This is a genomic window from Bradyrhizobium sp. AC87j1 (assembly GCF_002936975.1).
Taxonomy (GTDB): Bacteria; Pseudomonadota; Alphaproteobacteria; order Rhizobiales; family Xanthobacteraceae; genus Bradyrhizobium; species Bradyrhizobium shewense.
Map to the genome: position 1 here is coordinate 1 of NZ_PTFE01000049.1, position 14,666 is coordinate 14,666.

The 14,666-nt window shown below is 64.3% G+C and carries 14 protein-coding genes; 4 read left to right on the forward strand and 10 right to left on the reverse strand.

The annotated features are described in order from the left end of the window. Positions 1–167: 167 nt before the first annotated feature. The 4 genes from CV770_RS23465 to CV770_RS23480 form a co-directional block, all read right to left on the reverse strand. A complete protein-coding gene (locus tag CV770_RS23465; protein WP_201760002.1) occupies positions 168–719 on the reverse strand; it encodes a hypothetical protein in 552 nt (183 codons plus the stop codon). A gap of 403 nt (positions 720–1,122) precedes the next feature. Next, complete coding sequence (gene rpmG / locus CV770_RS23470) at positions 1,123–1,290, reverse strand: 50S ribosomal protein L33 (protein WP_007603295.1); 168 nt, start codon at positions 1,288–1,290, stop codon at positions 1,123–1,125. A gap of 207 nt (positions 1,291–1,497) precedes the next feature. Next, the gene (locus CV770_RS23475) at positions 1,498–2,823 is read right to left on the reverse strand and encodes an LLM class flavin-dependent oxidoreductase (RefSeq protein ID WP_104464068.1); all 1,326 of its coding nucleotides are present in this window, start codon (positions 2,821–2,823) and stop codon (positions 1,498–1,500) included. A gap of 202 nt (positions 2,824–3,025) precedes the next feature. After that, complete coding sequence (locus CV770_RS23480) at positions 3,026–4,366, reverse strand: amidohydrolase (RefSeq protein ID WP_104464033.1); 1,341 nt, start codon at positions 4,364–4,366, stop codon at positions 3,026–3,028. Between the two features lie 240 nt (positions 4,367–4,606). Between CV770_RS23480 and CV770_RS23485 the strand changes: the two genes are divergently transcribed. Next, the gene (locus CV770_RS23485; protein ID WP_091967054.1) at positions 4,607–5,149 is read left to right on the forward strand and encodes a hypothetical protein; all 543 of its coding nucleotides are present in this window, start codon (positions 4,607–4,609) and stop codon (positions 5,147–5,149) included. Here the strand turns inward: CV770_RS23485 and CV770_RS23490 are convergent, their stop codons facing one another. The 4 genes from CV770_RS23490 to topA are packed head-to-tail and all read right to left on the reverse strand — an operon-like array spanning position 5,150 to position 11,498. Further along, positions 5,150–5,902 carry an NUDIX hydrolase gene (locus tag CV770_RS23490; protein ID WP_091967051.1) on the reverse strand — a complete coding sequence of 251 codons (753 nt, stop codon included), beginning with the start codon at positions 5,900–5,902 and terminating at the stop codon, positions 5,150–5,152. It abuts the gene before it with no gap. 30 nt (positions 5,903–5,932) lie between these two features. Continuing rightward, positions 5,933–6,373 carry a DUF983 domain-containing protein gene (locus CV770_RS23495; protein WP_104464034.1) on the reverse strand — a complete coding sequence of 147 codons (441 nt, stop codon included), beginning with the start codon at positions 6,371–6,373 and terminating at the stop codon, positions 5,933–5,935. After that, positions 6,367–8,736 (reverse strand): ribonuclease R, encoded by a 2,370-nt coding sequence (rnr, locus tag CV770_RS23500; protein WP_104464035.1) that lies wholly within the window; start codon positions 8,734–8,736, stop codon positions 6,367–6,369. Before rnr ends, CV770_RS23495 begins: the two co-directional genes overlap by 7 nt. A gap of 20 nt (positions 8,737–8,756) precedes the next feature. Then, positions 8,757–11,498, reverse strand: coding sequence for a type I DNA topoisomerase (gene topA, locus CV770_RS23505; protein ID WP_104464036.1), 2,742 nt, complete (start codon positions 11,496–11,498; stop codon positions 8,757–8,759). A gap of 311 nt (positions 11,499–11,809) precedes the next feature. Between topA and CV770_RS23510 the strand changes: the two genes are divergently transcribed. Further along, positions 11,810–11,965, forward strand: coding sequence for a hypothetical protein (locus CV770_RS23510; RefSeq protein WP_240536454.1), 156 nt, complete (start codon positions 11,810–11,812; stop codon positions 11,963–11,965). Positions 11,966–12,253: 288 nt separating this feature from the next. Here CV770_RS23510 and CV770_RS23520 read toward each other — a convergent pair whose 3' ends face one another. Continuing rightward, complete coding sequence (locus CV770_RS23520; protein ID WP_091967044.1) at positions 12,254–12,721, reverse strand: winged helix-turn-helix transcriptional regulator; 468 nt, start codon at positions 12,719–12,721, stop codon at positions 12,254–12,256. A 121-nt stretch (positions 12,722–12,842) separates the two neighbouring features. Between CV770_RS23520 and CV770_RS23525 the strand changes: the two genes are divergently transcribed. Both CV770_RS23525 and CV770_RS23530 read left to right on the forward strand, forming a co-directional pair. Further along, positions 12,843–13,616, forward strand: coding sequence for an SDR family oxidoreductase (locus tag CV770_RS23525; RefSeq protein WP_201760003.1), 774 nt, complete (start codon positions 12,843–12,845; stop codon positions 13,614–13,616). A gap of 173 nt (positions 13,617–13,789) precedes the next feature. Then, complete coding sequence (locus CV770_RS23530) at positions 13,790–13,972, forward strand: hypothetical protein (RefSeq protein WP_091967040.1); 183 nt, start codon at positions 13,790–13,792, stop codon at positions 13,970–13,972. Between the two features lie 71 nt (positions 13,973–14,043). On the opposite strand, the gene CV770_RS23535 is transcribed toward CV770_RS23530, so the two are convergent. Beyond that, positions 14,044–14,652, reverse strand: coding sequence for an FMN-dependent NADH-azoreductase (locus CV770_RS23535; protein ID WP_104464038.1), 609 nt, complete (start codon positions 14,650–14,652; stop codon positions 14,044–14,046). Positions 14,653–14,666 lie beyond the last annotated feature (14 nt).

Genomic DNA, 14,666 nt, shown 5'->3' on the forward strand with positions numbered 1-14,666 from the left:
TGGAACAACGGACGGGGCGCCGCGCTGAGGTACGGGCTTCAAAGCCCTTGGATGAAGCGGTCTCCCGTCCGTTACCGCACCGGACACTCTATCCGATCCAGCGATTCGAGACTTACAAGGATGACGGATCGGGATAAGCGCTTGCAGCAATCGGCGAGCGGTATGGACTAGCGATGTCCTGAGCGCTTGATATCGGCGACCTTGAACCTGTTGCCGGCAGCCAAGCTGCTGCAAAACCAGTGGGCCCTGTTTCGATTCTCGCCCAGGAACACCTTTGTCTCGACGCAATTCTCGAAGGATGTATGGGTGATGGTGTCTCGGCACGTCGGCGAGAAAGGTCCATAGTTCAGACCGCCGCCCGACTCGCTGCATCCGATCCAGGGCTCATTGCCATGCCGGAAGCTTGATGCACAGCCACCGTTGCAACTGCTGGCGACTTTCTCCAGGCTGGCTATCCTCCCCATCACAGAACCCGGTGCATAGGAAGGCGTGCGCGCGGTTGCCGTTCGCGGGGTTGACACAGTCCGACGCGGCGCCGTTGTGTTTGCTCCTCGCTCCGACACGTGCGGCTTTGCCACCTGTTTCGGCGCATCGACCGTGACAGGGGGAAGCGTGGCGGCGGAGCCGGTCGGGATTTGCGATGCTGCCGGGGCGCACAGCAGGGCAGTCGACAAGGCAGCGATGGTTGAAGGCACGACAAGGCTCGATGACAATCTCATGACCATGTCCTTCCCAAATCCGGACGGAAATGCCGCCCCGGTAAGTGCACGGTAACAGACATTTGGGATTGAGCAACCGAGGGTTGAGGCGCCCTCTGCCCAATGATTGGCCGGGTGGTCAAGAGAAAGTGGAGCACGTCAATTCGTTCTCGAGCCCCGGACGAGCGCAGCGCTCCCGGCGATGCGAAGCATCGTCCGGTGCGGTGCGCTGTAGAGCCGGGGCCGATGCGGCCGCAGCGTCGCGTATCGCGTTCTGGGTCCCGGCTCTGCGCAGCAGCGCCATAGCGTGTCGAAGACGCGCGTGTACGCGCTTAGGGCACGCTGCAGCGCGTCCGGGACATGCAGTCCAAAATAAAACGGGGCCCGTGAGGGCCCCGCAAAACTCAGCAGCTTGTCCGCGATCTTACTTGATCTTGGCTTCGCGGAATTCGACGTGCTTGCGCGCCACGGGATCGTACTTCTTCTTGACCAGCTTGTCGGTCATGGTGCGCGAATTCTTCTTGGCGACGTAGTAGAAGCCGGTGTCGGCTGAGGACACGAGCTTGACCTTGATGGTGACCGCTTTGGCCATGTTCAGAACCTCAGGAATGAAGGGAATCTGGAGCCGGCCAAACGGCCCGCGTTGGCCGGCAACCTAGCCAGAAACCGCCTGATGTCAAGGTTTCGAAGCGTTTTCAAGCGAAGTGGGCACCGGTTCGCGTCAAGAAAACGCGTCAAAAACAACAACCTAGAGCCCCGTATGGGGCTCTAGGGCCGAAAACCGCCCAAATCGGGCCCATTAGGCTTCGAAGAACCGGTTTTTCGGCCGTGGCAGGCCCAGATTCTCCCTCAAAGTAGGCCCTTCATACTCTTTGCGGAAAATCCCGCGCCGCTGCAGCTCCGGGACGACCTTGTCGACGAAATCGTCGAGCCCAGCGGGCAGGAACGGGAACATGATGTTGAAGCCGTCGGAGCCGCGGCCGACCAGCCATTCCTCCATCTGGTCGGCGATGGTTTTGGCGGTGCCGACGAAGGACAGCCCGCCATAGCCGCCGACGCGCTGGGCGAGCTGGCGCACGGTGAGCTTGTCGCGCCTGGCGAGGTCGACCATGCGCTGCCGGCCGCTCTTGCTGGCGTTGGTCTCGGGGATATCAGGCAGCTGGCCATCGGGGTCGAAGCCCGAGGCATCGGTGCCGAGGATGACCGAGAGCGAGGCGATGGCGCTGTCATAGTGCACGCGGCTGTCGAGCAGCGCGCGCTTCTCCTTGGCCTCATCGACGCTGTCGCCGACCACGACGAAGGCACCGGGCAGGATCTTCAGATGCTCGGGATCGCGGCCAATCCTTTCCATACGGCCCTTGATGTCGGCATAGAGCTTTTGTCCGTCGGCGAGGCTGCCGCCGCCGGTGAACACGGCTTCCGCCGTCTCTGCCGCGAGCTGCTTGCCGTCTTCGGAGGCGCCGGCCTGCACGATCACCGGCCAGCCCTGCACGGGGCGGGCGATGTTGAGGGGGCCGCGCACCTTCAGATATTTGCCGTTGTGATCGAGCGTGTGCATTTTCGCGGGATCGAAAAATAGCCCGCTCTCGACATCGCGCACGAAGGCATCATCGGCGAAGGAATCCCACAGGCCCGTGACGACATCGTAGAACTCGCGGGCGCGCTTGTAGCGCTCGGCATGCTCCATGTGATCGTCGAGGCCGAAATTCAGCGCAGCATCCGGGTTCGATGTCGTGACGATATTCCATCCGGCGCGGCCGCCGCTGAGATGATCGAGCGAGGCGAAGCGGCGCGCGACGTGGTAGGGCTCGTCAAAAGTGGTCGAGCCCGTGGCGATCAGGCCAATCCGGTCGGTGACCGCCGAGAGCGCCGACAGCAGCGTAAACGGTTCGAACGAGGTCACGGTGTGGCTGCGCTTGAGCGCGTTGACCGGCATGTTCAGCACGGCGAGGTGATCGGCCATGAAGAAAGCATCGAACTTGCCGGCCTCTAGCTTCTGGATCAGCGTCTTGATGTGCCCGAAATTGAAATTGGCGTCGGGCCAGGCCCCGGGATAGCGCCAGGCGCCGGTGTGGATGCTGATCGGGCGCATGAACGCGCCAAGCTTGAGTTGCCGTTGTGCCATCGCCCGGTGTCCGTTCTTGGTGACGTTGGGGAAAGACATAGGCATGCCGGGGAACTCCGCCATTGGGGGAGGCGGGAAGATTTTTTCGTTTTTCGATCAAACCTCAGCACGTTCGCGTCATTCCGGACCGCCGTGCGGCGAGCTACGATGCGCAATTGCGCATCTGAGAATCCATCAAGCCGCAGACACCGAGGCGAGAGGACTACTGCCCCCGGGCGGCCCTTTGATCGAAGGCGCTCAGCACGGCGAGCGTCATCGCGGTGACCCCGGTCTGGATGGTCGGTTTCGGCACCGGGGCGAATTGCGGCGAGTGATTGCCGGGAAGCGGCGGGCCGCTGCCGTTGCGCGCGGCGGCGACGCGGTCGGGCTCATAAACGCCGATGTTGAAGAACATCGACGGCACGCCGGCGTTGACATATTCCGAGTAGTCTTCGCTGGTCGTGTTCGCAGGGCTGACGTTGAACTTGTCGCCGAAGGCTGCTTTCAGCACCCGCTCGGCCTGGCCGACCACCGCGGCATCGTTCACCACCGCCTTGGTCCCTTCGTCGATGTGGATTTCGGGCGCAGGCGCATCCGCCATCGCCGCCACCGCTTTCGCCGTCCGCTCGATCCCGGCCAGCATCCTCGCGCGCACCTGCGGCTTGAAGCTGCGGATCGTACCGATCACCCTGGCCTCGTCGGGAATGATGTTGCCGGCGGTGCCGGCGTGGATCGCGCCGATGGTGACAAGGCCGAATTCGGTCGGGTCCTTCTCGCGGCTGATCACGCTCTGGACGTCGACGACGAAGCGCGATGCCATCATCACGGGATCGATCGTCGCCTGCGGGATCGCGCCATGGCCACCGCGGCCGACGAATCTGATGAAGAGACCGTCGACATTCGACGATCCGACCCCGACCCTGTAGGTCACGGAGCCGTAGGCCCCACTGCCGTCGTGCAGGGCAAATCCCGCATCGGGTTTCGGAAAGCGGGTGAACAGGCCATCGGCGATCATCGCCCTTGCGCCCGCGACCTCTTCCTCGGCGGGCTGCGCGATGAACATCAGCGTTCCGTGCCACTGGTCCTTGATGCCGACCAAGGTCTTCGCCGTGCCGACCCAGCTCGCCATGTGGATGTCATGGCCGCAGCTATGGGCGACGAATGTCTCGCGGCCCTGCCAGATCTGCTTGTCGCGGCTGGCATAGGGTAGGCCGGTCTTCTCCTCCATGGGCAGCGCATCGAGCTCGGTGCGAACCATGATGGTGGGACCGTCACCGTTCCTGTAGATGGCAACAAGGCCCGTCTTGCCGACATGCTCGGTGACTTCAAAACCAATCGCACGCATCTCGCCGGCGAGTTTCGCCGCGGTCTTCTCCTCCTGGAAGGCAATCTCGGGATGGGCGTGGATGTCCTTATAGAGCGCGTCAAGCTTCGGGTATTTGCTCTCGAAGGCGGTCTCGATGGTTTGCTTCAACCTGGCGACGTCGAGCTCCGCATGGGCGGGCGGCGAGAGCAGGCCGCACAACGCCACGGAAGCGAGCAGAGGCCTTACGAAGCGCATCATCTGATCCTCCGGTTGTTTAAGGCTCTTCCTTCACCTAGCACATCTCGTCGCATCTTTCCGCCATAGAAATGGAAGAACGGCACCGGCGCATCGCGGCGGAGCGGGCTGTCGCGTTGAGCAGGTTGCGCGTCATCGGATGCAGATCGGCGAGCAGCTTGACCAGCCCCGCACCGAGGCGTCTCTTCGAACCAATCCGCTGCTCGCGCCGACCAAGCCATGACCCCGCGAGGAGACGCTTCAATGGCCGGCGCAATGACCGTGGACGGCGGTATCGTCCGCATCGACCGGCCCATGCCATGGGTCGGCCGGCTGTTGTCGCTGCCGCTGCTGGCGGCGAGTGGCTATCTGCTGTGGAACGTTGCGCTCGGCCTGCGCCAGGACTTTTTCGGTTTTGGAAGGCTCGCCGACGATCTCGTGCCGGTGCTGGTGTTCACGGGGTTCGGGCTGCTCGTCGGCATCCCTGGCCTCATCCTGCTGACGTTCCGCTACTTCGTCGTGCTCAACGAGACGCTGCGCCAGATCGTCATCACCAGGCAGTTCGGCCCGCTGAACATCCGCTCGTCGCGCAATCTCGCCGACTATCACTTCATCAGTGTCATCGACGACTACGACACGGATCTGACGACATATGACGTCAATCTCTGCGGCAACAAGGGCATCGAGCCGATCACGCTTCAGAGCTTCACGCGTCGTGAGGAGGCGGATCAGCTCGCAAGCGAAATCGGCCGCGTCCTCAAGCTGCCGGCGCGCGATTATGTCGGCACCGAACCGGATGCGGACTGACTAGCCCAAAATATCCTTCTGCATCTTGCCGCCGTAGAAATGGAAGAACGGCACTGGCGCATCGTGGCGCAGCGGGCCGGTGGCAAGGCGGGTGTGGAGCTCGTTGAGCACGTTGCGCGTCATCGGATGCAAATCGGCCAACGGCTTGGAGCCGAGCTCGACCCAGACCAGCTCGACCAGTTCGGCATCGGCATGGATCACGCCCTCGACGCGATGGGTGATCGCGGAGGCGTCTGCCGTGAAGAAGCGCGTGTCGAACCGCTTGACCCGGCCGGGCGGGGTGATCGCGCGCGCGATCAGGAACAGGCTGGAGGGATCGGGCAGGAGGCCGGCATCGGCGAACGGCTTCCAGGGGCCGTCGAGCTTTGTCACTTTGCCCTCGGCCGTGCGCCCGAGGCAGAGGCCAGTTTCTTCGCAGGCCTCGCGGATCGCGGCGATGGCGAGCGACTTCGCGCGAGAAGCGGGGGTCTTCGGGCTGCCTTTGGCGAGGTTGGCCTCCAGCTCGGCCGTGATGGGCGCGGCACAGGGCACGCGATAGTCGGCCTTGTCGACGCGCCCGCCGGGGAAGACGAACTTGCCGGGCATGAACACCACCTTGTCGTGGCGCTTGCCGACCAGCACTTTCGGAATGGCGCCGCTGCGGTCGACCAGGATCAGCGTTGCCGCATCCCTCGGACGGAAATAGGGATGATGATCGGCTTCCTTCTCCTCGTGGACCTTGGCCTTCTCCGCGACTTGCGCAATATCCGTCATGTCCTCACCCAAACGCTTTTTGCTTCTTGCTTACACAGGCGGAATACCATCCGGAGGGTTCTCGTCAAACCCGTGCATGCGCAGAGCCCATTGCAGGCCGACCACAGCTCCCTTGACCGGCTGCAGCAGCGCGAGCGAGGCGACGAAGGTGAAGGGCAGATAGGCCGCGAAGCTAAGCCAGACCGGCGTCGTGTAATTGGTCTCGATCCAGAGGATCGTGGGCACCACGATGTGACCGACGATGACGATGACGAGATAGGCGGGCAGATCGTCGGCGCGGTGCGGCGTGAAATCGAGGCCGCAGCTGGCGCAATCGTCTGATGTCTTCAGAAAGGCGCGGAACAATTTGCCCTCGCCACAGCGCGGGCAGCGGCCGCGAAAGCCGCGCTTCATGGCCGTCCAGAGATCGCGCTTCTCGACGAGACCCGTCTCGCGCGTCCAGATTTTTGGGGCCGTGCTCATCGTCACCATGCTTTGCCCTTTTTACCGCCGCCTTTGCCCTTGTTCTTTCCCTTATTCTTTCCCTGGCCCTTCTTCGGCTTGCCGGATTTTGGCTTCGCCGGCTTGCGTTTTCTATCCGGGCTGCGTCCGGGATGCGCCTTGAACGAGGGGCGGCGCTGTGGACCGGATGGTCTGCGTTCGCGCGGCGCGGTCTCGCTGGATGACGACAGCAGCTCGAAGCGCAGCGCGCCCGCGATCGGCGCTGCTTCGATCAGGCGGACGTCGACCACGTCCCCCAGCTGATACATGGTGCGGCTGCGCGTGCCGACGAGGGCGTGCCGGCTCTCGTCATAGTTGAAATATTCCGTGCCGAGGGATCGGATCGGGATCAGGCCGTCGGCGCCGGTCTCAGCGAGCTTGACGAACAGGCCGGCGCGGGTGACGCCGGAGACCCGGCCCTGGAAGCTCGCGCCGATGCGATCAGCCAGGTGATGGGCAATCAGCCGGTCGACGGTCTCGCGTTCCGCCTTCATCGCGCGCCGCTCGGTCACCGAGATGTGGGCTGCGACCTCGCTTAAGGTTTCCGGCGTCTCGCTGTCGGGCAGCGCGCCTTCGCCGAGGCCGAGCGCACGAACCAAGGCGCGGTGCACGACGAGGTCGGCATAGCGGCGGATCGGCGAGGTGAAATGGGCGTAGCGGCGCAGGTTCAGGCCGAAGTGCCCGTAATTCTCCGAAGAGTATTCGGCCTGCGCCTGGGCGCGCAGCACGACCTCGCTGACCAACGGGTAGTAGTCATGGCCTTCGAGCTGGGCCAGCACGCGGTTGAACGTGGTGGGACGCAGAGCGCCTGATTTGGCGAAGGGAACGTCGAGCGTCTCCAGAAATTCCGCGAGAGCGTGGACCTTCTCCAAGGTCGGCTCGTCGTGCACGCGGTAGATCAGCGGGAGCGATCTCTTCTCCAGCATCTCGGCGGCTGCGACGTTAGCGAGGATCATGAACTCCTCGATCAGCTTGTGCGCATCGAGTCTTTCAGGGACGACGACGCGGTCGACCGTGCCGTCGCTCTTGAGGAGGATCTTGCGCTCGGGCAGGTCGAGATTGAGCGGATCGCGCTCGTCGCGGGCGCGCTTGGCGCAGGCATAGGCGGCGTAGAGCGGTTTCAAGATCGGATCGAGCAGGGGACCGGTGGTGTCATCCGGCCGTCCGTCGATCGCGGCTTGCGCCTGCGCGTAGCTCAGCTTGGCGGCCGAGCGCATCAGGATGCGGTGGAAGCTGTGCGAGCGCTTGCGGCCGTCTGGGCCGAGCACCATGCGCACCGCGAGCGCGCCGCGCGGCTCGCCCGGCACCAGCGAGCAGAGATCGTTGGAGATGCGCTCGGGCAGCATCGGCACGACGCGGTCGGGGAAATAGACCGAGTTGCCGCGATCGAGCGCGTCGCGGTCGAGCGCGGTGCCCGGCCGGACGTAGAAGCTCACATCCGCAATGGCGACGTTGACTATGAAGCCGCCCTTGTTGTTGGGATCGGGATCGGCCTCAGCATGCACCGCGTCGTCGTGATCCTTCGCGTCGGGCGGATCGATGGTGAGAAGCGGCACGTCGCGCCAATCCTCGCGCCCTTTCAGGTTAGCCGGCTCCGCGGCTTCCGCATCGCGCATCGCGCCGGAGGAGAATTGCAGCGGGATGTCGTGGGCGTAGATCGCGATCAGGCTGATCGCCTTCTCCGACTTGACCGAGCCGAGCTTCTCTTTCACGCGGCCGGACGCCAGCCCAAAGCTGCGCGTGCGGACGATGTCGACGCTGACGAGATCGCCGTCCTGCGCGCCGTGTGTGTCGGCCGGGGCGATGTTCAGCTCGCGGTCCGCGGACTTCTTGTCGACGGGGACGAGCCGTCCGCCGCCTTCGGGAAGCGCGCGGAACACGCCGAGGATGCGGCTTTTGGCCTTGTCGAAGACCTTGATGATGTGGCCGCGATAGGCTGGGCCTTCGGTCTCGTCGGTGCGCTCGACGCGCAGCAGCACGCGATCGCGGACGCCGGCGACGGTGCCTGGCTTTGGCCGGCGCGGCATCTGGATGCGGATTTTGGGGGGCTCGCCACTCTCGACCTCGTCCCATTCGGTGGGTGAGGCGATCAGCTCGCCGTCAGCGTCGCGGCCGGTAATGTCGGCTACCAGCGTCGGCGGCAGCGCGTCCGGCTCGGACACCTTGTGGCGCTTCTTCTTGATGGTTCCGTCGTCGGCGAGCTCGCGCAATATGCGCTTGAGCTCGACGCGATCGGCGTTCTTCAGGCCGAACTCGCGCGCAATTTCGCGGGTGCCGACGTTTCCTTGATTTGCCTTGATGAAGGCGACGATGGCTTGCCTGTCGGGAAAGCCATGGTCATTCTTGCGTTTCACTTAACCTCTAATTCTTGATCTCAAGTCTTGCCGGCACTCTTCTTGGCCGGAGCCTTGGTAGCGGCGGCCTTGGTCGGCGACGTTTTTGCGGTCGACGACACGGCTGCGCGCGCCTTGCTGGTGGATTCAGTTTTCGATTTGGCGGCCTTCTTCGCGGCCGGCTTCTTCTTCGGCGCGGCGTCATCGCCGTCCGCGGTCTTCTCTGCAGTCTTCTTGGCCTTGGCCGGCTTCGCTGCCTTCTTCGGCTTCTTGCCGCCGCCCTTGGCCGCGCGCTCGTCGATCAGCGCAATCGCCTGTGCCAGCGTGACGGTGTCCTTTTCGAACTCGGCCGGGATCGTCGCGTTGACGCCGCCCGCGGTGACATAGGCGCCGTAGCGGCCGCTCTTCACGGTGACCGTGCCGAGCGAGGGATGATCGCCGATCGCCTTGCCGGGATCCGCGCCGAAGCGGCGGCTCGGGCCCTTGGCGACCTTCTCCGCGATCAGCGTCACCGCGCGGTTGAGGCCGATGTCGAACACCTCGTCGCCGGCCTCCAGGCTGGCATAGGTCTTCTCATGCTTGACGAACGGCCCGAAGCGGCCGAGCCCTGCGGTGATCGGCTGACCGGTCTCCGGATGCTTGCCGATCTCGCGCGGCAGCGACAGCAGCTTCAGCGCAAGCTCGAGGTCGACATCGCCGGGCGAGGTGCCCTTCGGGATGCCCGCGCGTTTCGGCTTCTCGCCTTCCTCGTAATCTTTCTGCTCGCCGAGCTGGATGTAGGGACCAAACCGGCCGGCCTTGACCCAGACGTCGCGACCCGTCTCTGGATCCTGGCCGAGCGAGCGATCGGCGGTGGTCTCGCCGTCGGCGGCAAGCTGACGGGTGTAGCGGCACTCCGGATAGTTCGAGCAGCCGACGAAGGCGCCGAACTTGCCGGCCTTCAGATTGAGCCGGCCGGTGCCGCAGTTCGGGCACTGCCTGACGTCGCCGCCGTCGGCACGTGGCGGATAGATGTGCGGCCCGAGCATCTCGTCGAGCACGTCGAGCACCTGGGCTACGCGCAGATCCTTGATGTCGTCGACGGCGCCGATGAAACCGGTCCAGAAATCCTTCAGCACCTGCTGCCAGGAGATCTCGTTGTTGGAGATGCGGTCGAGCTGCTCCTCGAGACCGGCCGTAAAATCATATTCGACGTAGCGAGCGAAAAAGCTCTCGAGGAACGCGATCACGACGCGGCCCTTGTCCTCGCCGTGCAGGCGCTTCTTCTCCAGCTTGACGTAGCCGCGGTCCTTCAGGACCTGCAGGATCGAGGCGTAGGTCGAGGGCCGGCCAATGCCGAGCTCTTCCATGCGCTTGACCAGGGAAGCCTCTGAGAAGCGCGGCGGCGGCTCGGTGAAGTGCTGGGTGACGGACAGCGACTGCCGCTTGAGCGCGTCGTTCGGGCTCATCGCGGGCAGGCGGCGGGAATCCTCGTCCTCCTCGTCGTCGCGGCCTTCCTGGTAGAGCGCGAGGAAGCCGTCGAACTTGACCACCTGGCCGGTGGCGCGCAGCTCCAGCGTGCGGGAGCCTGCCTTCGCCGTGATGTCGACGGTGGTGCGCTCCAGCTCGGCCGATTCCATCTGGCTCGCAATGGTGCGCTTCCAGATCAGCTCATAAAGTCGCGCCTGATCGGCATCGAGCTTGCGGCTCATGCTGTCGGGGCGGCGGGACATGTCGGTCGGGCGGATCGCCTCGTGCGCTTCCTGGGCGTTCTTGGCCTTGGCCTGGTACTGGCGCGGCGCGTCCGGCACATAGGCGTTGCCGTAGTCCTCGCCGATCACCTTGCGCGCCTGGGTGATCGCCTCGGGGGCGATCTGCACGCCGTCGGTACGCATATAAGTAATGAGTCCGGTGGTCTCGCCGCCGATGTCGATGCCCTCATAGAGGCGCTGAGCGATGCGCATCGTGTGCGCCGGCGCGAAGCCGTATTTGCGGCTGGCTTCCTGCTGCAGCGTCGAGGTGGTGAAGGGCGCCTGCGGATTGCGCCGGGCAGGCTTCGCATCGACCGAGGTCACGGCGTAGGCGGCCGTCTCCAGCGCCTTCTTGAAGTCTTCGGCTTCCGCGCCGGTTCCAATGTCGAGGCGCTGGATCTTCTTGCCGTCGGCGCCGACGAGGCGGGCCTCGAAGGCATCGCCGCGCGGGGTGAGCAGGGTCGCGATCAGCGACCAATATTCACGCGCGACGAATTTTTCGATCTCGAGCTCGCGGTCGCAGACGAGACGCAGCGCCACCGACTGCACGCGGCCGGCGGAGCGGGCGCCCGGCAGCTTGCGCCACAGCACGGGGGAGAGGGTGAAGCCGACCAGATAGTCCAGCGCACGGCGCGCCATATAGGCGTCGACCAGCGCGCCGTCGATCTGGCGCGGATGCTTCATCGCGTCCGAGACCGCCTGCTTGGTGATGGCGTTGAACACCACCCGCTCGATCTTCTGGTCCTTCAGCGCGCGCTTTTCCTTCAGCACCTCCAGCACATGCCAGGAGATGGCCTCGCCCTCGCGATCAGGGTCGGTGGCGAGAATCAGGCGGTCGGCGTTCTTCAGGGACTTGGCGATGTCGTTGAGCCGGCCGGCCGCCTTGGGGTCGACCTCCCAGATCATCTTGAAATTGGCGTCGGGATCGACGGAGCCGTTCTTCGCGGGCAGGTCGCGGACATGGCCGAACGAGGCCAGAACCTCATAGGACGAGCCCAAATACTTGTTGATCGTCTTGGCTTTCGCCGGCGACTCCACAATGACGATATTCATGTAGTTCCAGTAACTTACGGGAAAATCTGAGGCCGAAAACGAAAGGACTCGGGTCGGCCGTTTCGCCCCGAACATGGGTGGTGAGGCCCTCGCTGTCAAATCGAAGGCTGTTGAAAGACGCCCGGATGGGAAAAGTTTCATATCGAGAAAGTTGCAAAATACCACCTTGGAGTTGCGATCGATGTCGGCGTAATGTTTCGGCGGGGCATGGATTCGGGTGGGGGCTGGTGACTAGGCCGGGAAAGAAACGGGCGCGCGCCGCATCAGGCGCGCCGGGAGGCTCGCGTCACGAGGAACCGGGGGAGGGCGGCGTGGACGAGGCTGTCGCCTTCATCGCCGAGCAGGTCGGGGCCTTGCGCAAGCTCGCCGAGCGCCACAAGCTTGACGTGCTGCATTATCTCCTGGGCATGACCAAGCTCGAGGCCGACGAGCATGTGAGGCTGCGGAGCAAGCGCAAGCTGTCGTGAGGGGGGCAGCCAACGTCAGCCCCGTCATCCTGAGGCGCGAGTGGCGCGATGCAAGGCATCGCGCCGGGAGCCTCGAAGGATGCACGGCCACGCTGGTGCAGCCGGGCCGTCGCCCTTCGAGGCTCGCCGAAGAGGCGAGCACCTCAGGGTGACGGTGTGAGATAGGGGCGCCGTTCTATCCCCGTCATTGCGAGCGCAGCGAAGCAATCCAGAGTCTTTCCGCGGCGGCAGTCTGGATTGCTTCGTCGCAAGGCTCCTCGCAATGACGGCGTGGTGGGGTTACGGCTGTCACGCCAATCGCCGCCGCCGCGTCGCCCGCGGCTTCAGCGTGGTATCCGCTGGGCTGAGCAGTCGCCCATCCTCGGCGCGCATCTCGAGCTTCTTCACCGGGCGGCCTTTGGCGCGATCCACCAATACAGTCGCGATCTCCTCTGGGCGATCGTCGAACTCCTCGCTCCATTGCCTGAGCGCCACCAGGATCGGGAAGGTGCCGCGGCCCTTCGGTGTCAGCACATACTCTTGATAGGCACTACCGTCGGAGGCGGGGGCGGTTGCCAGGATGCCGTGGTCGACCAGCGAGCGCAGCCGGACCGACAAGATGTTCTTGGCCATGCCGAGCTTGCTCTGGAATTCGCCGAAGCGGCGCAGGCCGAACAGCGCCTCGCGGATGATCAGCAGCGACCACCAATCGCCGAGCGCATCCAGCGACCTCGCGATCGGGCAGCCATCGCCCTCGAAGCTGGTTCGTTTCACCATCGTTCCGGTCCTGTCGTGTTCGCACGATCGGCGTGCCGATCACGCGTTTTTGTGGTTGCATCATAAAACCACGCGCCCTAGATGGCAACATGATTTTATGATGCAACCACTGGAGGCGAACGTGAGATTGAAGAACAAGACGGCCCTGATCACCGGCGGCAATAGCGGCATTGGCCTTGCAACCGCAAAATTGTTCGTGGCCGAAGGCGCCAAGGTGGTGATCACCGGGCGCAACAAACAGACGCTGGAGGCTGCCGCCAAGGAGCTCGGGCCGAACGCGCTCGCGCTCGCCGCGGACGCCACCGACATCGCCGCGACGGAAGCTGCGATCAAGCAGGGCGCCGAGAGGTTCGGCAAGTTCGACATCGTGTTCGCCAATGCCGGCATCGCCGGCGGCACGCCGCTCGGCTCGGCCACGCTCGAGGTCTTCGAGAAGGTCATCAGCACGAACCTGACAAGTGTATTCTTCACGGTGCAGGCGGCACTGCCTTATCTCAGCGATAATGCCTCGATCATCCTCAACGGCTCGGTGATCTCCGTGCTCGGCATTCCCGGCTACTCGGCCTATGGCGCGGCGAAAGCCGGCGTGCGCGCGATGGCGCGGATCATGGCCTCGGAGCTGTCGCCGCGCGGCATCCGCGTCAACGTGGTCGCGCCCGGCGCGACCCGCACGCCGATCTGGGGGCCTGCAACGGCAACACCGGAAGCCGAGAAGGCGTTCGAGAAGCGGATCGCGCTGTCGACACCTCTGGGGCGCATCGGTGAAACCGATCACGTTGCGAAGACGGTGCTATTCCTTGCCTCCGATGATTCCGCGCATGTGCAGGGCCAGGAGATCTTCGTCGACGGCGGCGCGGTGGCCTCGCCGAGCGGCGCGCCGATCTATCGCGGTTGATCAAGTGAAGTGAAAATTGAATCAGTCGGCGCGATCATTGCGATTGCGCCGGCATTCCTGCACCTGGCGAGCCGTATATTCCTGAACCTTGCGTGAGGCGTTGAACCTTCGTGCAAGCTGCCAAGACATTTTTACGGGCGGGGGTCACAAGACTCATTTCAAGGGAGCTCGATATGCCAAAAGCAGCTCGCATTTTTTCATCGATTTCAGCACCGCGCATTTACACCGAAAATTCAACCGTTCCGGCCAAACGCTCCGATACTTCCGAACTCATCGGGGTGGTTCTGTTCGCCGGCATTGGCCTGTTCATCTCGCTCGTCGCGGTCATCCTGGGCATGCAGGGCGCCTGGTTTTAGCTTCGCAGACCGGCCGCCGTCCATCAGCCGCCGCAGGCGGTGCCCCGGCGACTGATGATGTCGGCATGAACTCAGGCCGCGCGAAGGCTTGTTGCCGCCTGGAGGGCGCCGGCCAGCGACTTCTCGCGGTGGTCCGGGCCGACCTGGACGCCGTCGGCCGGAATGAATTCGACGCCGGTGATGCCCATGAAGCCGAACACCCAGCGCAGATAGCTTTCGAGATGTTCGCCGGCTGCGTACGGCGTCTCGACGCCGTAATAGCCGCCGCGCGAGATCGCCACGATCACGCGCTTGCCGCCGGCGAGCCCCTCGGGCCCGGCCGCGCCGTATTTGAAAGTCTTCCCCACCACCAGAATGCGATCGATCCAGGCCTTGAGCTGGCTGGGAATGGTGAAGTTGTACATGGGCGCGCCGATCACGGCGATGTCGGCGGCCAGGAACTCATCCAGCGCGGCTGCGCTCGCAGCAAGGTCGGGTCCGAGTTCCGCCGGCGCGGGCGCGCCTTGCGCGGCGGCGAGGTGCGAGCCGGAGAGGTGGGCCAGCGGGGTCTGGGTCAGGTCGCGATAAGTGATGTCCAGTGAGGGTGTCGCCTGCCGGAGCCGGTCGACGATGGCGGCGGAGACCTGCCTGGAGACGGAGTGGGGGCCGAGCACGCTGGAGTCGATATGGAGGAGTTTCATTTGAGGTCACCCTG